The sequence below is a fragment of the Pseudoalteromonas caenipelagi genome (assembly GCF_013140855.1).
GTDB lineage: Bacteria > Pseudomonadota > Gammaproteobacteria > Enterobacterales > Alteromonadaceae > Pseudoalteromonas > Pseudoalteromonas caenipelagi.
Genome location: NZ_JABBPG010000006.1, coordinates 86,093 through 109,823, shown reverse-complemented (window position 1 = coordinate 109,823; position 23,731 = coordinate 86,093). Strand labels below are relative to the sequence as shown.

The 23,731-nt window shown below is 41.4% G+C and carries 19 protein-coding genes; 14 read left to right on the top strand and 5 right to left on the bottom strand.

Annotated features, from left to right (window positions below):
• Window positions 1-15 precede the first annotated feature (15 nt).
• The 4 genes from HG263_RS14565 (at window position 16) to HG263_RS14550 (ending at window position 7,024) form a co-directional block, all read left to right on the top strand.
• A complete protein-coding gene (locus HG263_RS14565) occupies window positions 16-570 on the top strand; it encodes a sugar transferase (protein WP_171626819.1) in 555 nt (184 codons plus the stop codon).
• A 140-nt stretch (window positions 571-710) separates the two neighbouring features.
• Window positions 711-2,672 carry a polysaccharide biosynthesis protein gene (locus tag HG263_RS14560; protein ID WP_171626818.1) on the top strand — a complete coding sequence of 654 codons (1,962 nt, stop codon included), beginning with the start codon at window positions 711-713 and terminating at the stop codon, window positions 2,670-2,672.
• Window positions 2,673-2,884: 212 nt separating this feature from the next.
• On the top strand, window positions 2,885-4,996 hold the full coding sequence (locus HG263_RS14555; RefSeq protein WP_171626817.1) for a YjbH domain-containing protein: 2,112 nt from the start codon (window positions 2,885-2,887) through the stop codon (window positions 4,994-4,996).
• 408 nt (window positions 4,997-5,404) lie between these two features.
• Window positions 5,405-7,024: a hypothetical protein gene (locus HG263_RS14550; protein ID WP_171626816.1), complete on the top strand. Its 1,620-nt coding sequence runs from the start codon at window positions 5,405-5,407 to the stop codon at window positions 7,022-7,024.
• 148 nt (window positions 7,025-7,172) lie between these two features.
• Here the strand turns inward: HG263_RS14550 and HG263_RS14545 are convergent, their stop codons facing one another.
• Window positions 7,173-7,850: a site-specific integrase gene (locus tag HG263_RS14545; protein WP_171626815.1), complete on the bottom strand. Its 678-nt coding sequence runs from the start codon at window positions 7,848-7,850 to the stop codon at window positions 7,173-7,175.
• A gap of 182 nt (window positions 7,851-8,032) precedes the next feature.
• Between HG263_RS14545 and dusA the strand changes: the two genes are divergently transcribed.
• From dusA to HG263_RS14510, 7 genes are all read left to right on the top strand, one after another.
• The gene (dusA, locus tag HG263_RS14540; protein WP_171626814.1) at window positions 8,033-9,010 is read left to right on the top strand and encodes a tRNA dihydrouridine(20/20a) synthase DusA; all 978 of its coding nucleotides are present in this window, start codon (window positions 8,033-8,035) and stop codon (window positions 9,008-9,010) included.
• A 212-nt stretch (window positions 9,011-9,222) separates the two neighbouring features.
• Window positions 9,223-9,900, top strand: coding sequence for a PspA/IM30 family protein (locus HG263_RS14535; RefSeq protein WP_171626813.1), 678 nt, complete (start codon window positions 9,223-9,225; stop codon window positions 9,898-9,900).
• 10 nt (window positions 9,901-9,910) lie between these two features.
• Window positions 9,911-10,114 (top strand): PspC domain-containing protein, encoded by a 204-nt coding sequence (locus HG263_RS14530; RefSeq protein ID WP_171626812.1) that lies wholly within the window; start codon window positions 9,911-9,913, stop codon window positions 10,112-10,114.
• Window positions 10,115-10,128: 14 nt separating this feature from the next.
• Window positions 10,129-10,452, top strand: a complete 324-nt coding sequence (locus HG263_RS14525; RefSeq protein WP_171626811.1) for a hypothetical protein — start codon at window positions 10,129-10,131, stop codon at window positions 10,450-10,452.
• A gap of 85 nt (window positions 10,453-10,537) precedes the next feature.
• The gene (locus HG263_RS14520; protein ID WP_171626810.1) at window positions 10,538-11,047 is read left to right on the top strand and encodes a copper chaperone PCu(A)C; all 510 of its coding nucleotides are present in this window, start codon (window positions 10,538-10,540) and stop codon (window positions 11,045-11,047) included.
• Between the two features lie 8 nt (window positions 11,048-11,055).
• Window positions 11,056-12,042, top strand: coding sequence for a DUF2333 family protein (locus tag HG263_RS14515; protein ID WP_171626809.1), 987 nt, complete (start codon window positions 11,056-11,058; stop codon window positions 12,040-12,042).
• A gap of 3 nt (window positions 12,043-12,045) precedes the next feature.
• Window positions 12,046-12,807, top strand: a complete 762-nt coding sequence (locus HG263_RS14510; RefSeq protein ID WP_171626808.1) for a TIGR04219 family outer membrane beta-barrel protein — start codon at window positions 12,046-12,048, stop codon at window positions 12,805-12,807.
• A gap of 51 nt (window positions 12,808-12,858) precedes the next feature.
• On the opposite strand, the gene HG263_RS14505 is transcribed toward HG263_RS14510, so the two are convergent.
• Together HG263_RS14505 and HG263_RS14500 are read right to left on the bottom strand one after the other, a co-directional pair.
• The gene (locus HG263_RS14505; RefSeq protein ID WP_171626807.1) at window positions 12,859-13,737 is read right to left on the bottom strand and encodes a TIGR03899 family protein; all 879 of its coding nucleotides are present in this window, start codon (window positions 13,735-13,737) and stop codon (window positions 12,859-12,861) included.
• Window positions 13,734-14,207, bottom strand: a complete 474-nt coding sequence (locus tag HG263_RS14500) for an SRPBCC family protein (RefSeq protein WP_171626806.1) — start codon at window positions 14,205-14,207, stop codon at window positions 13,734-13,736. The genes HG263_RS14505 and HG263_RS14500 overlap by 4 nt, the downstream gene beginning before the upstream one ends.
• 247 nt (window positions 14,208-14,454) lie before the next feature.
• Here HG263_RS14500 and HG263_RS14495 point away from each other — a divergent pair, with 247 nt between their 5' ends.
• Window positions 14,455-16,659: a bifunctional diguanylate cyclase/phosphodiesterase gene (locus HG263_RS14495; protein ID WP_171626805.1), complete on the top strand. Its 2,205-nt coding sequence runs from the start codon at window positions 14,455-14,457 to the stop codon at window positions 16,657-16,659.
• Window positions 16,660-16,836: 177 nt separating this feature from the next.
• Complete coding sequence (locus HG263_RS14490; RefSeq protein WP_171626804.1) at window positions 16,837-19,017, top strand: YgiQ family radical SAM protein; 2,181 nt, start codon at window positions 16,837-16,839, stop codon at window positions 19,015-19,017.
• A 61-nt stretch (window positions 19,018-19,078) separates the two neighbouring features.
• Here the strand turns inward: HG263_RS14490 and HG263_RS14485 are convergent, their stop codons facing one another.
• Window positions 19,079-20,125: a TRAP transporter substrate-binding protein gene (locus HG263_RS14485; RefSeq protein WP_171626803.1), complete on the bottom strand. Its 1,047-nt coding sequence runs from the start codon at window positions 20,123-20,125 to the stop codon at window positions 19,079-19,081.
• Between the two features lie 198 nt (window positions 20,126-20,323).
• On the opposite strand from HG263_RS14485, the gene HG263_RS14480 reads away from it, so the two are divergent.
• Window positions 20,324-21,769 carry a sensor histidine kinase gene (locus HG263_RS14480; protein WP_171626802.1) on the top strand — a complete coding sequence of 482 codons (1,446 nt, stop codon included), beginning with the start codon at window positions 20,324-20,326 and terminating at the stop codon, window positions 21,767-21,769.
• An 88-nt stretch (window positions 21,770-21,857) separates the two neighbouring features.
• Here the strand turns inward: HG263_RS14480 and HG263_RS14475 are convergent, their stop codons facing one another.
• A complete protein-coding gene (locus tag HG263_RS14475) occupies window positions 21,858-23,687 on the bottom strand; it encodes a DUF885 domain-containing protein (RefSeq protein WP_171626801.1) in 1,830 nt (609 codons plus the stop codon).
• Window positions 23,688-23,731 lie beyond the last annotated feature (44 nt).

The window sequence follows — 23,731 nt, the reverse complement described above, 5'->3', positions numbered from 1 at the left end:
TTAATGGATTCATAAATGATACGCTTACTCGATTTTTTATTCGCCTTATTTGGTTTGTTAGTTACCTTTCCTTTTTTAGTTGTGATATATGTTATTGGTTTATTTGATACTGGCTCACCAATCTTTACTCAAGAGCGTGTAGGTAGAAATAAAAAGCCATTTATTTTAGTTAAGTTTAGAACAATGAAAGTAGATACTGCTTCCGTTGCAAGTCACCTTGCAAGTTCTTCTTCGATTACACCATTTGGGCATTTTCTTCGCAAAACAAAATTAGACGAACTTCCACAACTTTGGAATGTACTAAAAGGTGAAATGAGCTTGGTAGGTCCGCGCCCAGGTCTTTACAATCAAGAAGAGCTCACATATGCAAGAGAAGCGAAAGGCATATATTCGGTTAGGCCTGGAATCACTGGTCTCGCGCAGGTGAATGAAATCGATATGTCTACCCCTGAATTACTTGCGACAACAGATAGGAAAATGATTGATACTTTGACTGTGGCTAATTATTTTAAATATATAGCAATGACGGTAACTGGTAGTGGTTCAGGAGATAGAGTTGGTAGACATTAGTGTAAGATATTCTCTGTTCTAAACTCAAGCTTCTTCATATTTTCCTCATACATTTTTGCTACTTTTGTGTATACTGCAGCATGTACTATGCTTTAGTTCGTCTGCGGTTTTAGTTCGGATTGGAATAAAAAGGGAACACAATGGATAGTTGGTTTCGCGCCTTGCTTGGCGCTTCTCGCAACCAAAAGCGGCTTCTCACGCTTGTTTTAGATTCTGTATTTATAGTCACGGCATTTTGGTTAGCGCTGATTGTTAGGCTCGATAGTATTGCTCCTTTAACTGTCACCAAAAATTGGCTGTTATTGGCTATTCTTTTACCAGTAAGTTTGTTTGTTTTTGTCCGCTTAGGGCTTTATCGTGCTGTTCTGCGCTATGTTGGTGCTAATGCCGTTGGGGCGGTAGTTCTTGGTACCCTTGTTAGTACAGTGGTGTTGGTCATGGCGGCGTTTTTTACTCAAACTACAATTCCCCGCACTATGCCTATTATTTACGGCTGGTTGATGGTGTTATCGCTAGGTGGTTCGCGTATTTTGGTGAGGGCGCTTATTTGGCGTTTATCTGCGGTGACTAAAACGCCAGTAGTGATTTACGGTGCTGGTGATGCAGGCCGCCAGCTAGCTACGGCGCTCGCGACTGGACCTGATTATTACGTAACTGCTTACCTAGATGATGATAGTGGTAAGCATGGAGCTATTATTCAAGGGATCCCCGTTATTCCTTTTAACGAGATTTATAATTTAATCGACAAAAAAAGAGTTAAAAAGGTGTTGCTGGCATTGCCTAGTGTACCGCGCTCTCGCCGCAAAGAAATACTCACTAAGTTAGAAAAGCTGCCACTTGAGGTGATGACAGTGCCAGGTATGGCTGATGTCATCGATGGTAAAGCACAATTGGATGAAATCAAAGAAGTTGAAATTGAAGACCTATTGGGCAGAGACCCAGTAACACCTAAACCAGAGCTGATGGCAGCAAATATCAAAGACAAAGTTGTTATGGTGACTGGTGCTGGTGGCTCTATAGGCTCTGAACTATGTAGGCAAATTATATTAAGTGGACCTAACAAGTTAGTGCTTTTTGAAGTGTCGGAGTTTGGTTTATATAGCATCGAGAAAGAGCTGAATCAGCTTGCATTGAATAAAGGCGTATCGTTGGAAATAGTACCAGTGATCGGGTCGGTGCAACGAGTCAACCGTATTGAAACTTGTATGAAAGCCTTTGGTGTGCATACCGTATATCATGCTGCGGCTTATAAACATGTACCGCTTGTAGAGCAAAATGTGGTTGAGGGTGTTCGTAATAATGTATTTGGTACATATTACACAGCTAAAGCCGCTATTAACGCAGGAGTAGAGACCTTTGTATTAATCTCTACAGATAAAGCGGTGCGCCCTACCAATGTAATGGGTGCAACCAAGCGTATGGCAGAGTTAGTGTTACAAGCCTTGGCTGAAAGTAAAGTAACGTCTAAAAATACCCGTTTTTGCATGGTACGTTTTGGTAATGTGCTTGGTTCTAGTGGTTCAGTTGTACCTCTATTCCGTAAGCAGATTAAAGAAGGTGGCCCAATCACGTTAACCCACAAAGATATCACTCGATTTTTTATGACCATACCAGAAGCCGCCCAGTTAGTGATCCAGGCGGGAGCCATGGGTAAGGGCGGTGACGTATTTGTATTGGATATGGGGGAGTCTGTTAAGATTAAAGACTTAGCAACCAAAATGGTGCATCTTTCTGGCTTAGAGGTCAAATCAGAGTCAAACCCTCATGGTGATATTGAAATTGAATGTACCGGCTTGCGCCCTGGTGAAAAGTTATATGAAGAGTTATTGATAGGTGACAATGTTGAAGAGACTTCACACCCGCGGATCATGACGGCCAATGAAGTAAAATTACCAATGGCAGAGCTGGAATCTTTTATGAACGCAATGGATACGGCGTGTCACAACTTTGATCATGAGCTTATCCGTAAATTGTTGTTAGAGGCACCTACAGGGTTTAATCCTACAGATGGTATTTGTGATTTGGTGTGGAATGAAAAACATCAGGTGCTGAATGCTCCGCAAGAAGACGAGAAAAAAGTTGTTAACTTTAGAAAACTTTAACATCTAGTGAGCCATAGCTTAACAGTGAAAAGGTTCAACTGATGCGTTTATTGAAGCTTAAGCTAAATTGCCTTTGTATCTATTAGAGGTCAATAGCTTGGGTTTTTCTATACTTAGTTGTACGATAGCTTAGTAACTCTAGTGGTAGAGGTAGTTGCCTGTCTCTATCTCAATTGAACCAAGAATTTAAAACTATAAATTGGTCTGTGTACATGTCAAAAATAAATAAGATCTTTGCAGTTAGCGTTGTTCTTGCTAGTGCGCCTGTTTTAGCAGATAGTCAAATTACAAGCTATTCTTCATTTGCTGGTTATACTGGCCTCTTTAATACCCCAAATGCTGAAATATTAGAAAAAGGTGTTGTTGATTTTAGCTATAACAATCAACTTGATTTACGTGGAGCAGAATATATCGATGGGCATAACTTCATCTTTTCTGCTGGCGTTTATGATGGCCTTGAAGTGAGTGGTCAGATAGCATCGACCACAATGCATGACAATATGTTTGAAAAAAAAGGTCAAACGCGAGACCTTTCTTTTAATCTTAAATACCAACTCCCTTTTATCCCTAAAAATTGGTTTAACCTAGCTATCGGCGGTAAAGATTTAGGCGGTGCGGCAAACAACTACGAAACTTATTATTTAGCGGGTTCAAAAGAGTGGAATGATTTTAGGTTTTCAGCAGGCTTTGCAGTCAGCGATCGCACTACAGGGCAAATGGATGGGGCTTTTGCAGGTATTGAATGGCAGCCATTAGACTGGTTTGCATTGCAGGTTGAGCATGATGCAGATGCAGTGAATGCAGGCTTACGTTTAACTGTGCCTAAAGAATGGATTTATGATGCGGGCACATTAACGCTAAGTAGTAGGTTTTACAGCAATACCGATCATGCTGATAAGGATACCTACTGGGGCTTAAACTTCTCAATGCCTTTGTTTGAGCAAGCGACACTCAATGATCCAACAGAAGCTGCACCTGCGCCTATTTTAGATAACCATAATAAACGAGAAGCAGCATTTAAAGCGCATTATCAAAAGCAGCGAGAACTTGCGCAAAAGCCATTAGAAGAAGCAAAGCAAGAAGTCTCTGAGCGTGATAAGTTTAGCAAGTCGCTCACTTTGCAAACTCGCGAACTTAAAAATGCGTTAATTGACGATGGTTTTGAGGCGGTAAGTGTTGGCTTTAACCGAGAGCCCCATATCGTTGTAAGTTTTGAGAACTTTGTATTTAATCGAAATGACATTGACGCAATCGGGCTAGTGTTAGGGCGTATTGCAGAGCACATTGATGAGCCAGATGCAAAATACAGTATTCAGCTTTTAAATCGTGGCATGCCAATGTTATTTGTGCGCGGTAACGTAGATAACTACCGTGAGTTTATCAATACCAGCACCACACCAGATATGGATATACGCCGCGGCGAAATGGAGCCGCTCGGCAGTGTGTCTTGGGTAGGTATGCCAAATGCCAATAGCCCTTATTTTAGGCCTCGTTTAACCATAGGGCCTGCATTAAATCAACGTACAGCAACAGAACTTGGCGTGTATGATTTCTCGCTGGCTGTAAAAGCCGATTTAGACTTACCCATGTGGTATGGAGGGGGCTTAAGTATTAGCGCTCAATCTGAGCTTGCAAAAACTGACGATTATGAAACGGGAAAAGCGTTTGGCCGACTCGCTGAAAAAGACGGTATAACTCAAGCCACGCTATACCAAAGTTTTGCACTGCCTTACGGTATTTATAACCAAACCCATGTCGGCTTTTTTAGAGAGTTTAACCAAGATTTTACTGGTATAAAAAATGAAACAGTTTGGCTAAGCGAGAATGGTCGCCACCAATTTAAAGCAGATATTGGCTACTTAGAGTATCAAGACTACGATACAGACCGAGATTATCAAGCCTTGTCTTATCGCTATAATTGGATAGAAAAAGATGTCAGTTTTCATGCCTCCGCAGGGCGCTTTTTTTATGACGATAGTGGCGTAAAGGTTGAAGCTCGTTTTTGGTTTGGAGACAGCTACATATCAGTGTTTGCACAAGATACCGACGTACAGCTAGCAGGGGTATCATTCAGTATTCCACTCACGCCACGTAAAGATATGGTAACTACAAGCTATGGTCAAATCAAAGGCAATGCAGCTTGGCGCCATAGTGTCAGTACCCGTATAGGTGAGTCTCATAATAATGTAACAATTGGTCGAGCAAAACAAATCGAAACACCAATCAATGTTACTAACACATTGCTCAATCAAGGTAGGCTGTCAAGTAGCTATATTTACGCAAATTTGGCACGTTTACGTGAGGTTTACTTGACTCATCGTTAGACGACTGTGTTTTGAAGGGTTGGTAACGTAACTTTAATATTAGATAAGTTTATGAAAAGTTAAAAGTTGCGGTAGTTTTTCTAAAGTAGTGCTTGTATAATTTATCAACTGCTTTACCCTACTTTTTGTTTAACTATATTTTATTGCGTATGCCTTTTGTAGTATTGTGGGTGGCGATAATGATGTAGCCTCAGTGGTTAGTGAGGTAAAATCAACGAACATGTTTTTTATTGTCAATAAAGAATATGGAGCGGTCAGTCCTACATTGTGGGGTGAAATTGGCACCGTTGAAAAATAACAATAGGAAGAATTGGAAATAAATGCAAAGTTTCCTATAGTATAATTTTGAATTACAAACTGTGCGGGAGTTGTTTGGGCTCTTGCGAAAAAATGGAACAAGGACTAATCATGCTTGCTAATAAAAAATCTCTCTTGGCAGTCTCTATTGCTGCTTCGCTAACGTTAACGGGTTGTTTTAGCGACAACGACAATAATGTTAAGGTTACACCACCAACGCCTACGGAACCAGTTACAGAGGTAGTGCCTCCTTCAGATCTTGTAACTGAACAGCCTGCGAAAGTGTTTGCTGCGAGTGTTATCGACTCTGCTAATGCTGATGTATTGGAAGAGGCAACAGTTAAATTTTTAGTAGATGGTGCTGCCGCAACAAGCTTAACTGATGTTAACGGTGCCGACTTAACTTCGGTGGTTGTTGATGCATCAGGCAGCTTTACTTTTTTAAGTAAAGAAGGCGCATCTGGTGAAGTAACAGCAGTGGTAACGAAAACAGGTTATGCTGCAAAGAGCTTTATTGTGGACCTAGACGCTGAAGCGGATGAAGGTGCTAAGGATGTGCCTTTACAGTTTGCCCTAGTTAAAATTGCTGGTGATAACTTAAAAGAAACGACAGAAGCTGTTGCGGTTGATGGCGCTGTGACTACCGCTCAGGTAACAGTTGAAGCAAAAACTGAAAGTGGTAAAGGCGGTACTGGGGTAGCTATTGATGCAAGCACTGAGCTAAGAGATGCAACAGGAGCCCCTGTAAGTGGTGGCGATGTATCATTAAGCGTATTAGCTGCTGACTCAAATGATAATAGTGTTGGTGCAATTATTCCTGAAGGTTTAAATGCCGCTGGCGCTACGCAAGTGGCAACACCTGTTGGTGTAACTAACGTTAATATGCAAGCTGGTACAACAAAAATTAAGCAATTTAATAAGCCTATTACACTAACCACAACGCTACCAGCAAGTAGCGGTGTAACAGTGGGAGACGTGCTGGATGTTGCATCTCACGATGAAGACACAGGTGAGTGGCAGAGCGAAACTAACAAAGCAACAGTAACCGCGCAAAATGCAGATGGTACGTTTGCTGCACAGTTTAAAACAAACCACTTAACTTTCTTCTCAGTGAACCAGAGTGCGCCAGTGTGTCAAAACGGCGTTTCGATTAACGTTACAAGTGGCACTGTGCCTCCTCGTGGTTTAGCTGTTTCAATTACGTCTTCTGATGGTTCAATTGGTAGTTACTTACGCGGTAATTCAAAGCAGATTATATCTGGCAGCGCAACTGCAAGATATGGTATTAGTGCAACTGCAACAGCTAATGTTAGAGTGTATGATTACTCGGGTAATGATTGGTACAACTCAAATGGCGAAGTGAATGTGTGTGGTTCTATTCCAGTTACTTTAGGCAACCCAGTTCAAACGTTTGATGCTGACTTTACATTAGCGGGAACCTGTGCAGATACTTCAAATGGTACTGTTGCTGTTGATTTATCTGGTTCAGTGGTAACTTATGCTAAAAATGGTAAGGCTGCTTCAGTTGCCGCTTCTTTAGGTAACTCAACATTCAGATTATCTGGTTTAGAAGCTAATGCTGAATATACGATACGCACAACAGTTCGTGGTGCACAAGTTGCTAGCGGTGGTCAATCTGTTGTGACTAATACAACTACAGGTGCAGCTACGAGTCCTATCTCTCAAGCAGTTACCTTAACGTGTGAAACGCGAGTTGTAACAGGTGGTTAATACCACTGACTTGTCAAAGTGAAAGAACGCCACCTTAATTAGGTGGCGTTTTTTTATACTTGATAAAATACAATCAGTATCCGGTAATCCCCCCGAAAAATAATCGCAGCCAAAAGTAGCATTTTTTCGTAATCTATTACGCAGGAGATTAGCTATGTCGCTCAATAAATCTTTGCCAATGCACATTGCTGTTTATCACTCTGATTGGGGCGATAATCTGCTTAAGTAAATTTGGAACGGGTGATTGAGTGAGCTGCTCATCTTTTAATCCCATAAGATAATGAAAGGCGGGCTTATTAGCGCGTTGAATGGCGGCAATACGAACTTGCTGCTCAAAGTTCAATCGCAAACTGCTTATGGCTGTTTTATGCCCTTGCTGATCTATATTGGGTAGGCCACACTTTTGCAAATAACCTAAGCGCTCTCCCTCACCTGAAAACCAGATCCTCACTTTTTCACTATAGCGACCTGATTTAGAAGGCAAGTCGAATAACAACCGAGATTGGTTTTCCCTTTTCACAAATTGAATGTACTGCTCAAACCCTGCCTGCCAAAGGGCTGTGTGTATTGGTACAAAGCGGTGTTGAATCTTTCCATGGGTGGTAAAGCTAAAGCCATGAACGCCATCAATCTTGATAATGTCAGTTAGCTGAAGGTTACCTATTTCATCGCTATAGGCGCCCGTGTAATAGGCAATGAGAGGCAGCCAAAAGTGCCAGTGCTTGGGTTGCTCTCTAGGCTGACGCTCGTCGCAGTAGATATAACCATTAAAAAGCGTATGTAGTTCCATAGCAGAAAAAGCCCGTCGGCCTAAATGCGATTTCATGCTTGTTGTTATACCTATTTAGCTTTTAAGTGCTTAGTGTATCTTTTTACTATGGCTTAAATAAAGTCTCAGGCGTATTTTATTACTCACTTTAATCAACATAGCCGCTAATTTGATATTGGGGTATACTACGCGGCCAAACTTGCTTTGTACTTTATTTTATCTCTTAAAGGCATCACTTCATGACTTTAGCAAATACACATTTTCGCCGTTTCAGCGTGGCACCCATGCTCGATTGGACTGATAAACATTGTAGAACCTTTCATCGAAAGTTGACTAAGCATGCGGTGCTTTATACAGAGATGATCACAACGGGCGCGATTTTGTTTGGCAAAGGTGATTATTTAAGCTTTGGTGAACATGAAATGCCAGTTGCATTGCAGCTAGGCGGCTCAGATCCAACAGCTTTAGCTGAATGTGCAAAGCGTGCCGGAGAGCATGGCTATAGTGAAATTAACCTTAATGTGGGTTGCCCGTCTGATCGCGTACAAAATGGCCGTTTTGGTGCCTGTTTAATGGCTGAACCACAATTAGTGGCTGATTGCGTTGAGGCAATGAAAGCGCAGGTTGATATTCCTGTAACAGTTAAAACGCGCATTGGTATTGACGAGCAAGACTCTTATGAGTTTTTAACCGCGTTGATTGAAGCTTCAGCTAAAGTAGGCTGCGATGATTTTATTATTCATGCACGTAAGGCCTGGTTGCAAGGCTTGAGCCCAAAAGAAAACCGTGAAGTACCGCCACTTGATTATCCGCGAGTCTATCAGTTGAAAAAAGACTACCCTGAACTACATATCAGTATTAATGGTGGTGTTAAAACGCTTGATGAAAGCCTACACCATCTGGCGCATATCGACGGTGTAATGGTCGGGCGTGAAGCGTATAGTAACCCATTTATGCTCTCGCAAGTTGATGCACTTATCTATGGCGATGAGGCATTTACTCAAACACGCCATGAGGTTGTACGTAGCATGTATGATTACTTTGAGCAGCAGATGTCATCAGGGGCTAACTTTTGGCACATAGCGCGCCATATGTTAGGTATTTTTCAAGGTCAGCCGGGTGCAAGGGGCTTTAGGCGTCATTTATCTGAAAATGGCCATAAAAAAGACGCTGATCTGCGCGTCATGGAAAAGGCACTGAGTTTTGTGCCTGAGTAGCCTTCATTAAACACAATAAAACAGCCGCATTTTATGCGGCTTTTTTATTGGTCAAAATCCTCATTTTTTAGTCTATTAAGCTACAGCTCAACTTTTCAACATGGCAATTAAGTTTGTTTTATTTGTTAAGTTATTGAATTTTAATTTTTTTTAATCTTGGCATAAAGATTGGAATAACAAGTTAAACCAACGCCAATGCAAAGGAGCAGAACATGGCCTTAATTAACCGAATTGAAGACTTAATTAAATCTGAAGTAAATGCGTTTTTAGATAAAGCTGAAGATCCACAAAAACTGGCAGCGCAGTTACTCATTGATCTAAACGATGCGCTCAGTGAGTGTCGCAGCACGGCAGCGGCAATTATTTGTGAGCAAAAAGCATTAGAGCGTCGTCAAGCAAATCAACGCAAGCAAATCGATATGTGGCAGCAAAAAGCTGAACATGCATTAAGTAAAGACCGCGAAGACTTAGCTAAAGCAGCGCTTAAAGAAAAGCAGCAACTGGTCGAGGCTTCGCAGGCATTAGAGCTGCAAAAGTCTACTTTAGATGAAACGTTAACAAAATTGAAAGCCGATGCTGATACGTTATCGAATAAAATTCAGACACTCAAAGCTAAACAGCAGCAACTATTGCGTGCTCACCGAACAGTAAATGCACAATTAAAGTCGCGTAGCACTTTGCACAGCCAAGACGTAGAGGGTGTATTGTCTCGTTTTGAGCAGTTGGAACATAAAGTAGAGCGCATAGAAGCGCAGGTAGACAGTTATGACTTAGGGCAAAGCTCTACAATACAGCAATTTGAACAGTTTGAGCGAGATGAAAAGATAGACGCTGAACTGGCGAGCTTAAAACAGCAAATGCAGCAAAAAAGTGCTCAAGTGAGTGCTTAGGAGTCAAGTTATGAGTATTTATCGTGAGAGAAAAGCGTGTTTTCGTGATTTACGAAACAAAAAACTAGCGGGTGTATGTGCCGGTATTGCGCATCGTTTTGACATACCAATTTGGTTAACTCGAGTGCTAACTGTACTGTTATTTTTAAAATTCCCGTTGATGGTTGCCATGGCGTACGGTATTTCATACGCCGCATTACCGAGTAAGTCTTAATAGGAGTTAGCACAATGAAAACCGCATTTTTAGTTCTTATAGCACTGTTGATCTGTTCTACATTGTCATGGCTTAACTCTCCTTTGGTATGGCTAAGCATTCCAGACTTTGTAATGGAGTTAAGCTGGGTCGGAATGGAGTTGTTCACGGTACTTATTGGCATAATTGCATTTATTGCGGTTGTTGCTCTACTAGGAATGGGGTTGATTGGTGCGATATTGGTGATGCTCATTGGGCTAGTATTAGCATTACTATTTAACTCCATTATTATCATCTTCCCTTTGTTACTATTAGTGGGAGTTGGCTGGTTAGTCATGGAGCCTAAGTCGGCTTATTAGTTATTTTTAACTACAATTGATTGACGCGAAACTGCTTAATTCATGTTATGATTTAAGCAGTTATTGCTATAGTCAAGGAAAGTTTATGTTTTCAAAATATCTGGGAGCACTCGTTAGTGCTACGCTTATTTTAATCCCAAGTTTAGCATTTTCAGAACAGCCGCAAGCACAAGAGCAACACTCTAACCTGCATTTAAGTCACGCCAAAATTCGCCAGTTTTTACCCGCAGCGGCATCGACAGCAGCATATTTTTCTTTAGCCAATCACAGTGACAAACAACGAGTATTAAAAAGCGCATTGATTTCAAAAATAGGCCGAGTAGAAATGCATGAACATGTCCATCAAAATGGCATGATGCGAATGCAACAAGTCAATGAGATTGCTATTGCCGCGCATAGCAGCATTGATTTTAAGCCAGGAGGGTATCACCTTATGGCTTTTGAACCTGCTGAAGCGCTGAAAAAAGGTGAGCAACTTAGTCTAACATTACATTTTGCTAACGGTGAACAGGTAACGGCCCCTCTGCACATTGTCTCTTTACAAGATGATATGAAGCAAAAAGGGCATGATCACTCACAACATAATCATCATTAGGAGCCATTATGCAGCAACACATAGGAAAATTTTTTGGAGCGCTGGGTGCTTTTATCTTCCTAGGTTATTTACTCGCAGTATATTGGAGTGTAGAACCCGATAAGTTTGATGTTGTTGCGCGAGCAACAGAGCAAGCTGCGCAAAACAACGAGAAGTTAGTAACTGGGTATGTAACGACGAATACATTGATAAGTGTCAGTGAAACGCTCCTTAATAAACCTGGTGGCTATTTGTCAAATGACATGTTACCGCCAAGTGTTTTTATGGATAATATGCCTGCTTGGGAATACGGGGCAATTGAGATGGTGAGAGACTTGGCTTTATCAATGCGTAAAGACTTCAGTCGTTCGCAGTCTCAATCTACAGAACACACTGCGCTAAAGATGGCACAACCGCAATTTAATATCAGCTCAACCGCTTGGGCTTGGCCAAGCGCTGAAGGTGAATATCAAACTGGCATTGATTATCTAAAAGAGTACCGCTCAAAAATAGCAAGCCTTTCAGAGAGAGACAGTCAGTTTTATGCCAGAGCCGATAATTTAAGAGGGTGGCTTAAAGAAGCTGAGAAGCGCTTGGGCAGCTTGAGTCAGCGCTTGAGTGCCAGTGTTGGCCAAGACCGAGTGAATACAGATCTCGCGGGAGACAGTGCTGCTAACCAAGCAACCTATGCACCAAGTCACAGTGAAATAAAAACGTCTTGGTGGAAAATCGACGACGTATTTTATGAATCTAGAGGCGCAAGCTGGGCACTTTTACACTTTTTAAAAGCGATAGAGCACGATTTTGCTGATGTTTTGGCAAAAAAGAATGCTGCAGTGAGTTTACAGCAAATTATTCGTGAGTTAGAAGCGACCCAAGAAACAGTGTGGAGCCCGATGATATTAAATGGTAGTGGCTTTGGGTTGGTTGCTAATCACTCGTTAGTAATGGCAAACTATATCTCAAGAGCTAATGCCGCTCTTATTGAACTCAGTGAACTTTTAGCGCAAGGATAAACAATGAAAAAATACTGTATCGCAGCCGCGTTGTCGATGGCTTGTCTTGCACCCGTTGCTCAAGCAGACACGTTGCTTGGTTTGTATTTAGGAGCACAAGGGTGGCAAGCAGATAATTCAGGTAGCTTTGCTGAAAAGGGCAATGCTCAAACCTTCAACTTTGATGATAAAACGTTCTCTAGCTATTACGCAGCACTAGAGCATCCGATCCCACTTGTACCAAATATCAAGCTTCGTTATACAGAGCTTGAGTTGGATGGTTCAACAACATTATCTGAGACGTTTGAATTTGGCGGTAAGAACTTTACCGTAGGTACGGCAGCTAATACAGTCACAGATCTCAATCATGTTGACTACACCTTGTATTATGAAATTTTTGATAACGACTTAGTGTCATTCGATTTTGGTATCAACGTTAAGCAGTTTGACGGTTCTATTAAGTTAACGGGCACAGCTCAAGGTGTTGCAACGACTGAAATGCGAGACTTCTCAGGATTGGTACCGCTTGGTTATCTAAAAGCGCAAGTGGGCTTACCAATGACGGGCTTTAGTGTGTTTGCAGAAGGTAGCATGCTGGCAATAGATGACAGCAAAATTCAAGACTATCAAGTGGGAGTAGCTTGGGAAGTTATTGGTAGTATGGCGGTGGATGTGTCGGTGAAAGCTGGTTTCCGCTCAATGGTATTAGAGCTTGATGATGTTGATGATATTTCAACGGATATCGATGCATCAGGTCCATTTGCAGGGGTTGAAATTCACTTCTAAATATTGAAGTTTTTATAAAAAAGCGGCAAGAGCCGCTTTTTTTAGGCGTATTTAACTCCACTGGCACTCAAACTCCTCAGCTAAAGCTTGCTCCAACTGATGTTTGTATTTTTTATTAATTGGCGAGCTAACTAGCTTTTTTAACTCATCACCTGTTTGGGTTAGTTTGTAGTAACTGAGCACCAACTCATTACTTTTAGGCACAAGTGTGAGCTTTTTACTATGAAAAGAAAACTGCAAAGGTTGCCCCTGCTTTAAGCTGGCCGACTCGATTTCTTTTCTATAAATCAAGTTAATATCCATCAAAGTAAGAATATTCGGAAAGCTTAAGCCAGCAACGCTCAGGTTAAGCGACTCTTTATTTCCTTTTCTGAGTAGGTCAAAGAACGAAGGCTTTTTATAATAACCGAGTAAGATCAAATAACTGTCTTCTTTTTCAAGGTAACCACACAAAGCTGCGCATTTTTGCAGTGCTGATGCTTCTCTTTGGGTCATTTGTTTAAGAGTCTGCAAGCTTTTTATTGAAAATGTACCAGGAGAAACGGTCTCACCAACTAAAATCTTAGCCCACAGTTTTTGCATGTTCTGATTGGTAATATCCTCGGCTAAATTGATAAAGTGCTCTAACCAATCAGGATCGGGACGCCCTTGGCTTGTCACATCAGGGCACACGCTTAATGCGATTGCCGTGATCTGCTCAATGTTTTGCTGGCGTTGTATTTTATTAAGCTGCTGGCGTTTTAGCGCGCGTTTTAAGATGCTGTCTTCGCTGCGAACCGAGTAGCTAATCGGCATGGTGCCTTTTGCACTGTAACTATTATCCGAACCACTACGAGCGCCAAAGTCTCGGCTTTTAACCATAGTGAAACCAAGTTTTTCTTCTATCAAGGCTGCAAGGCTTGCTTTGGCCTGGGCATTTTTTACACTCATATCGCTGCTCGCAATTTAAGTTCAGTCTGTAAATTATTGAATGCTGAAATCATCATCTGTTTTAAATAATACTCTACATAGAGTGCTGCATAGCCACCCAGAAGGGGGGTGTTTATTGTCCCACTCATTTGCCAAAGCACTACTGTTGCGTTGTCATGCCGAATAAATCGTAACAGGCCTTTAGCGCTATGCTCATTGTCAAAGAGCATGGAAAACTGCATTTCTTGCTCTGTTTGTTTGGTGATTGTCAGCTCGATTTTCCCAAAATGATGCTCTATTAATGCATGAGCGCCAACGCCATTACTGGGGGTAGAAAAGTAAATGTTTTGGGGGTCGCTTACGCGTTGCCAAACCATTAGTTCAGACCAGCGCTTTAAATCAAGTAAAGCAGAAAACTGCTTCAGATCAGTGGTTAAATAGGAGGTTTGTTGCTTTAATTGATACTTATGAGGTAGCAGCAGGCCCGTCACCACAAATAAAAGAATGGCTAATAGTAAGGCCTTTATTACAATAATGAGGGTTTTAATATATATCTCCTAATGCAATATTGCTGACATCTTACACGCAAGTGTTTGAACATCGTCTATAATATTTCATGTGTGTGAATGAAATTTATAACTTGTAGTAAAAATGTATCACAATTCGTATGATGGTAAACGACTTAGTAAACCTAAGCTTAGAACAAGCAAAATAGTGTATTGCATTGAAGGGTAAAAAATGGCGTCTGAGCAAGATGATTTTTTGTTTTTAGATCATGATGAAGATACGCAAGAAGTTGAAGTTGCAAGCGCCGCTTGGGACATTCTTATTGTGGATGATGATCCTGAAATCCATTCTGTAACAACGCTCGCGTTATCAGGTGTTGAGTTTTGGGGACGTTCGCTTTTTTTTCATCATGCATATAGTGGTGCAGAAGCAATCGAAAAGCTTATTCACAACCCTGAAATCAGTGTAATGCTACTCGATGTTGTGATGGAAACCGATGATGCTGGGTTAATCGTTGTTAAGCGTGTACGCGAAGAGCTAGAAAATAACAATGTACGTATTATTTTACGTACGGGTCAGCCTGGTCATGCTCCTGAAGAGCAAGTGATCAGAGACTACGATATCAACGATTACAAAATGAAAACGGAATTAACACGCAGTAAGCTAGTTACTTCGATGATGACTGCGGTGCGTTCATATCGTCAAATTTGTGAGTTAGAGGCACAAAGCTTAGCGCTAAATTCTATTTTAGATGCATGTAAAGGCATATTAGGCCACAGTGATATTCGCTCTTTTAGCTTGGCGGTAGTCACCCATCTTGCAAAAATTTTAGGCAGTGAGCCAAATGGCATTGTGAGTGGTCAGCTTGGTAATGATAAGCGTGTTACGGTGCTTGGCGGTACCACACAGTTTCAAGACTCTTTTGGTGAAGGGTTAGAGCAGCTCGATAATGGACGCGTTATTATGCAGGTGCAAAATTGCTTTAATAGCGGTGAGCATCAGCATACAGAGCATGATATGACGGTTTTGCTCAAAGGTAAAAATCGCAGTGCAGCAATTTATTTAGAATTGGACATACAACCCTCCGAATCACAGTTGCAATCAATGGAAGTGTTTCTTGCTAATGTGAGTGTTGGTTTAGATAACATAAAATTATTCAATGAGTTACGTGATGTGGCGTACAAAGACCCGCTAACGAAACTACCCAATCGCGCCTGCTTTACCGAACAAATAGCTAAATACTACAAATCAAAACAGGCCGACCTATTGCTGGTTTTGATAGATATTGCGCAGTTTTCAGATATTAATAATGGCTTAGGTCAAGAAGTTGGCAATCAGCTATTAATTGCAGTGATGACTCGTTTGCAACAAGAATTCCCTCAGGCAGAATTTCTAGCGCGTATTGGCGCTGATGTGTTTGCTATGTTGCTACCAAAAGTTTCTTTTGAAGAGCGCATGTTTGTTGATAGCTTATTGACGCCTTATCAGGTAAACGAACATGTGCTATCAATTCACTTTCGAGTTGGCGTGTGTGAACAAGATGACTTTGCCTGCAATGGTCTAGATACACTTAAGTTAGCCTATATTGCGTTAAATCAAGCTAAACAAGAAAACCGAGTTGTTGGGCGTTATACCCCCGATCTTGAAGAAAAAATGGCATGGAAGTTGGGGTTGATCCGCCAGCTTAGACAAGACTTTGAGCATCGAAAGTTAGAAGTCTGGTTTCAGCCGCAGCTATGTTTCAAAACCTTTGAAGTGGTAGGGTGCGAAGCGTTATTACGATGGCCATCGGGTAATGGTCGTTATATTTCTCCGGGGATCTTTGTTCCTTTGGCAGAAAATGCCGGTTTGATTGTCGAGATCGGTCAATGGGTGCTCGAGCAAGCTTGCGAACAGCAAAAGAAGTTTGCCGCAATGGGTAAAGAAATCAGTATCGCGGTCAATGTCTCTGTTCCACAGTTTAAAGTTCCTAACTATGCACAAAGTGTTAAAGATACACTGCTTGAATACCACGTGGAACCGAGGTTTATTGAGCTAGAAGTTACCGAGAGCGTTGTGATGGATGAAGTCGGTGCTGTCGTAGAAACATTGCGTGAGCTGCAAGATTTTGGTGTAGAAGTGGCAATTGATGACTTTGGTACTGGTTTTTCATCACTGAGTTATTTACAGACACTCCCATTTTCAAGTTTAAAAATTGATAGGGCGTTTATTAAAGATATTCCTCATAGTGACTCAGGTGCGATTGCTGAGTTGGTGATTTCATTAGCACGTCATCTTGGTAGAAAAACCATTGCAGAAGGTGTTGAAACACAAGAGCAAAGCGATTTTCTCAGAAAAATGGGGTGTGACGAAGTTCAAGGCTTTATGTACGCTAAACCTATGCCCAGTGATGAGTTAATGGCTTTTTTGAAAACCTATAAACCAAAAGGTAGCTAGTTTCCATTGCAAGTTTAGTCTGCTTGCGATGGTAACTGAAAGCAACGCAAAGTGACTTAATGAGCAAGCTCGCCCATCCAGAGTACAGGTTAGTTAGCTACTCTTTAAAATCTATGGTTTGTGGTCAGATGCATTTGAGCTATAATTCGGCTCTTTTTTATCCTCTAGGCAGTCACTATGAGTACACTCAAAGCTGAGCGTCCATTATTCTCGTATCCAAAGTATTGGGCCGAGTGTTATGGCACGGCACCTTTTTTACCAACCACCCGTGAAGAAATGGATGCATTAGGCTGGGATAGCTGTGACATAGTATTAGTAACAGGTGATGCCTACGTTGATCACCCCAGTTTTGGTATGGCAGTGATAGGCCGAGTGCTTGAAGCTCAGGGTTTTAGAGTGGGTATTATCGCTCAGCCTGAATGGTCAAATAAAGATGCCTTTATGAGTCTTGGTAGACCCAATTTATTTTTTGGTGTGACCGCTGGTAATATGGACTCAATGATTAATCGCTATACCGCCGAAAAGCGTATGCGTCATGATGATGCGTATACGCCGGGTAACATAGGGGGTAAACGTCCAGATAGAGCTGTTGTGGTATACAGCCAACGTTGTCGAGAGGCATACAAAGATGTGCCTTTAGTAATTGGTGGAATTGAAGCCAGTTTACGACGTATCGCGCATTACGACTATTGGCAGGAAAAAGTGCGTCGCAGCATTATCTTTGATGCCAAGGCTGATATCTTGATATACGGTAATGCGGAGAGACCGCTGGTGGAGGTTGCGCACCGTATAGCGAAAGGAGACAGCATTGAAGATATTCAAGATGTGCGTGGTACAGCGGTTATTCGCAAAACTCCTTTGCCACAGTGGCGGGGTAGTGACTCCACAGCGATTGATAAAGTTGGCAAAATAGACCCAATTCCTAACCCTTACGGTGCTGATGATGTTGGCTGTAGCAAGTCTGAATTTGCCAAGGCTGGAATAGATCTATCAGAAGAGGCTGCAAAACCTATAACTGTTCAGCCTCCTAGGCTTAAACCTTGGGAAAAGGTGTATGTAAAATTACCCGCATTTGAACAAGTGAGTGTTAACAAGCCTCTTTATGCACATGCTTCTCGGATCTTACACCAAGAAACCAACCCAGGTTGTGCCAGAGCGCTGTTTCAGCGCCATGGCGACCGTTATGTGTGGGTTAATCCACCCGCTTTTCCTCTGGAAACAGAAGAAATGGACGCCGTGTTTGGTTTGCCATATCAACGCGTACCCCATCCAAGCTATGGAGATGCCAAGATCCCTGCCTATGAGATGATTAAAACGTCGGTCAATATTATGCGAGGTTGCTTTGGTGGATGTAGTTTTTGTTCTATTACTGAGCACGAAGGGCGCATTATTCAAAGCCGCTCAGAACAGTCAATTATCGAAGAAATAGAACAGATCCGCGATAAAGTACCAGGCTTCACAGGGGTTATTTCTGACTTAGGTGGCCCAACCGCAAACATGTATAAATTGCGTTGTAAGAGTAAAAAAGCCGAGAGTACGTGTCGGCGTTTATCGTGTGTTTATCCTGATATTTGTAAACACATGGATACGGATCATACGCCAACGATTGAACTATATCGTAAAGCGCGCGATGTGGAAGGTGTGAAAAAAATTCTCATTGCATCGGGTGTACGCTATGACTTAGCGATTGAAGACCCTCGATATGTCAAAGAGTTGGTTACCCACCATGTTGGTGGTTATTTAAAAATTGCACCTGAACACACTGAGCAGGGACCATTGTCTAAGATGATGAAACCAGGTATGGGTACTTATGATAAGTTTAAAGCCTTATTTGATAAGTACTCTAAAGAAGCCGGTAAAAAGCAGTATCTGATCCCTTACTTTATTTCAGCTCATCCGGGGACCACGGATGAAGATATGGTCAATATGGCATTGTGGCTAAAAGCCAACGATTTTAAGTTGGATCAGGTGCAAAACTTTTATCCATCGCCAATGGCTAATGCGACGACTATCTATCACACAGAGATGAACTCGTTACGCAACATTAAAAATAATAAAGAGCATGTGAGTGTTCCCAAAGGTGCAAGGCAAAGACGATTGCACAAAGCTATTTTACGTTATCATGACCCATCTGGGTGGCCAATGATCAGAGAAGCTTTGCGTAATATGGGTAAAGCGAATCTAATAGGCAAAGGTCCAAATTGTTTAGTACCGGATGAAGGTCGCGACGAAAAACGCAAAGGCCACCATAAAGGGAAGGGGGGAAGAGCCGCATTGACTCGCCATACAGGGTTTAGCCAATTTAAAAAGGCTAACACCAAACCAAAAGTGGCGGGTAATAAACAAAGGCCTCGATAGTCTGAAATTTCGATTTTGTAACAACACATAAATAAAAGGGCCGCAGAGCCCTTTTGTATTTTTAATGGTGCGCTGCATCGAAAAATTTTCCAAACAAGGCTTCATCTCCCAGTAAGGCTTGCTTGAATGGCCGCCATTGAGGGTGTTGATGGCCCGCTTTGGCATGCCACTGCGCCATTTCATCAACTGAAGGCGTGTAGATTTGAGTACCAAGTTGTTTTAAACCAAGTTCGCAATAATGCTCCACACGAGGGATCTGTGCTAGATGTTGTGCAAAGGTTTGTTGTGTTGCTTCATGTAACGCATGCCTTAATTTCGTAGGTAAGCTATTAAACCAGTTTTGGTTTACAACGAATAGCCAACCGTCTTGTACACTTTTGATTCTCGAAACGACACCTAGATGCTCTTTGAGATTATTTGGACCATTAAACAAACCGACAATAGAAGGGTCTAGCGCTTCTATTCGTCCCCCTTGTGCCAAGGTTGCGGTTTTTTTCCAAGGTACTCTAACAGGCGAGGTATCACAGAGGTCATAGAATTGCTGTAAACCTTTACTGGCTGGGATGCGAAACACGATATCACGCATATCGTTGGGAGTTTTTATCGTTTTGCCATATTGTTTAGTCGATGTCACCGTGCGTGTGCCGGGCAGATAATGCATCAGAATTTGCAGTTTACCTTGTCGATGAATTTTGTCGATGATGTGCGTTTGCCAAATTTGCGAAGTAATTAGCTTCAGATAGTTATGCCTTTCTGAGCACCAAAATGGGATGTTTAAAATATCTAATGTGCTTAGTATTGGGGTTAGATTTGATACAGAAACAAGTGCCCCGTGAACAGAGCCTCTGGCAACCAAAGCAGCTAGTTCGGTTCCAACACCGAGTATACCGTTGTGGTATATATCAAAGTAGATTTTACCGTCACTCACTTGTTCAATATTTTTCTTGAGTTGTTGGTGCATGTGAGGAGACGAGCGCCATTGACTTGTGTCATAAGGTGAAGCAAACACCATGTTTACGTAGGCGTTATTGCATTTATCAAACTCAGAGTCTTGCAGTTTATCACATTGCTCTTTTGCCCAAATAGGCATAGGTAATGTGAGCCCCATGCCCAGCAAGGCTAATTTTTTTGAAAATGTCCGACGAGTTTTATTAATCCTGTTGCAATACTTGTCTTTATTTAGGGTCATACTACTTACAGCATCAATGAGGTAGTTATGTAAGCTTAGCAGAGATGTTGCCCAGATTGGTGTTAAGCGGTTTATTTACTAAGCTTAGTTACATAACCTATTGTACAGAGTATATTTATGCAAATTTCGCAATCAAAGTTAATGTTTAAATGGGGGCTTGTCGGCGGAGGAGTTGTATGTATTTTTATAACATGGTTGCTATTGTCATCTTCTTATCAGAACTTGAATACTGAAAAGCGTCTAAATCACTTACATAATTTGTTTCATAATGTTCAATACACTCGAGCCGCTGCGATTAATTCACTTGAAGGATTGTCAGTGTACACAAAAGCACTAAAGCAGTTTAGAGACGCTTTGCAAGAAAACCGTAACCTGTTAGCTTTTGATGATATCTTTTTAGCGCAACTTGAAAAGCAAATCGCACTTTTAGCAAACTTGGATAGTAATACTTGGCTTGATAATAATAAGGTGCAACAACAACACAATGCTTTATTGTTGACATTTTCTACTGTGGCGGCTGATAACCTTGTGGCTACTTGGCAAGATGATTTTAAATGGTGGTTATTGCTGCTGGTGGCGATGATTTTGTGGGGCTTTTTACTATATTGCCTTTATCGAAATTTGACACGTAGTATTGAATTGACAGCGCAAGTACTACATAACGCTAAAAACTCACATTCATACAAAGTACCAGAGCACTTTTATGGTCATTTGGCTGCTGAGCCTCAATTAATTGAGTTGCTTAGTTTTATTGATGTGCTATCAACAAGGCTAGATGAAGTACACTCTCGTTTTATTGAAGAAGCCCAAGAAGCAACGTTAGGAAGTATGAGTCAAGGGTTTTCAAAATCTTTACTACAAATCATTGAGCATGCAGCAACACATCAAAAACGCCTCACCACAATCGTAAATAAGTTAACTAATGGTCAAATTAGTGAAGAGCAACAGGTGCAATTACACAACAAATCTCGTCAGATATTGAGCCAATTAGATATTGAGCTGGCAAATGTTTATGACCTTTTGGCTGATTTTGAGCAAATATCTAATTTTCATCAGTTTGATATTGAAGTTGAATTTAACCTTAAAGAACTCGTTGAGGCGGTGTTTTCACGTCATAGCCAAGCACTGGTACAAGAACAGTTCCATGTCAGTTATGAGATCCCTGACAACTTACAGCTACAAAGTGCGCCTGCCGTGTTTGAGCAAATATATCATCACTGCATCAGTAATAGTATTAAACACGCAAAATGCAGTGATAAAGTGTTGCACATTGTTGTATCTGCGATGGTTATTAATGATTACCTACATCTATATTTTAAAGATGATGGGGTAGGGATTGATAGCGAGTTATTGCCAATACTGGCTGAACCCACTTTAAACGCTAGACAAAACTTTGGAAAGCATGGTTTAGGGCTAAGTGTTATTCATCACTTGGTAACAGATAAACTTCATGGTGAGTTCAAGATCCAAAGCCCAGCGCATGGTGGCGCTTGTATTCACATTGTATTAGAAAAGACTCGGTTCGAGCTGGCATCCCCTTGTCGTAAGGCAAAGGTGCACTAACACAAGCTCAGTAGACGGTGTAGATTTTTCTTTTAAAAGAAAAAAGGCTGCGATTAGCAGCCTTTTTAACTTTGAAAAAATCAAGTTATTATGCTTTTTTGCTCGCGACCCATTCGTCAACAAAGCGCTCTAATACATTCAATGGCACAGGACCATTTTTAAGCACTACATCGTGGAACTGGCGAATATCAAACTTATCACCCAGTTCTTTTCTAGCAGCTTCTCTCAGCTCTAAGATCTTTAACATACCGATTTTATAAGCTGTTGCTTGAGATGGCATAACGATGTGACGTTCAACCATTTTCACGCCATCAGACTTTGCATTAGGTGTGTTATTTACGTAGTAATCAATACCTTCTTGGCGAGTCCATTTCATTGCGTGAATACCAGTGTCTACTACTAGACGACAAGCGCGCCAAAGTTCCATTGCCAAACGGCCAAAGTCAGAGTAAGGGTCTTCGTACAGGCCCATTTCTTTAGGCACGAGCTCAGAATACAAACCCCATCCCTCAATATAAGCGGTATAACCACCAAATTTACGGAACTTAGGAACACCTTCAAGCTCTTGTGCAATTGCAATTTGCATGTGGTGTCCTGGAATACCTTCGTGGTAAGCCAGTGCTTCCATTTGGTAAGTTGGCATAGCTTCCATGTCGTATAGGTTTGCATAATAGATACCTGGACGAGAGCCATCTGGTGCTGGTTGTTGATAGAAAGCTTTACCAGCGGCTTTTTCTCTAAATGCTTCAACGCGTTTAACAATCATGTCAGCTTTCGGCTTAACAATAAATAGCTCATCAAGACGAGACTTCATATTATTGATAAGTGCAGTGGCTTCACTTAGGTATTGCTCTTTGCCTTCATCTGTATTTGGCAGGTAAAACTGTTTGTCGGTTTTCATGAATTCCATGAATGCTTTTAAGTCACCTTTAAAGCCAACCTTATCTTTGATTGCACGCATTTCATCATGGATGCGAGCAACTTCAGATAACCCAATTTCGTGAATTTCTTTTGCCGTTAAAGCTGTGGTTGTTGTACGAGCAAGCGCATTATTGAAGTACGCTTCACCATCAGGGAATTTCCACGCACCGTCACGGTCGTCTGCGCGTTTCTCTAGCTGTGCAAGATAGCTAATAAGCTTGCTATAAGCTGGCTTAACCGCCACTTTTAGTGCGTCAGTTGCTTGGTCAATCAGTGCTGATTTTTCGCTGTCATCAATACTTAGCTTTTCAACTTTACGTTTAAAGTCAGCCAATAAAGTAGAATCTTTACCATTATCAAACGGCGCACCAACGATGATGTTTTTGCTTGATTCAATCACATGTGGGAAAACAAACTTAGGTGCAATAATGCCTTTGTCTGCTCTGATCTTTAGACCATCAATAAGTTGATCAAATACTTTAGGTACACCATTTAAACGCGAAATATACGCTTTAGCGTCTTTTACATCAGTGATTTGATGCTGGTTGATTAAAAATGCTGGTACCATAGAGTGTGTACCATACATTTGGTTCACAGGGTAGCTGTGGTAACGCCATTTAAAATCGGCAATTTCATTTTCTAAATTCTGCTGCATTAAGTCGTAGCTAACTTGGGTTGCAGCATCTAATTTATTGCGATCGATGGCTTTTAAAGTTGCTAAGTCTTTTTTGGTCAGTTCTAAATCTTCAAGTTTACGTGCTTCGCTCTCGTCGTCCCACTTATCGTAGTCTTGTTTAATACCCATATAGGTTTGATAAACGGGGCTACGCATGACACCGCGCATAAACACTTCTTCAAAAAAAGCATTGGCTTTTTCTACTTCACTTTGTTCGACTTGTTGAACTTGTTGTGTAGGAGCTGGTTTTTCAGCAGTTTGCTGGCAACCACCTAATAACGCTACGCTGATAGCTGCAGCAATAACAGTGAGTTTACGCATTGTTTTACCTTTGTTGTTATTTGGGAGCCTGAGGCTCAGTCTTA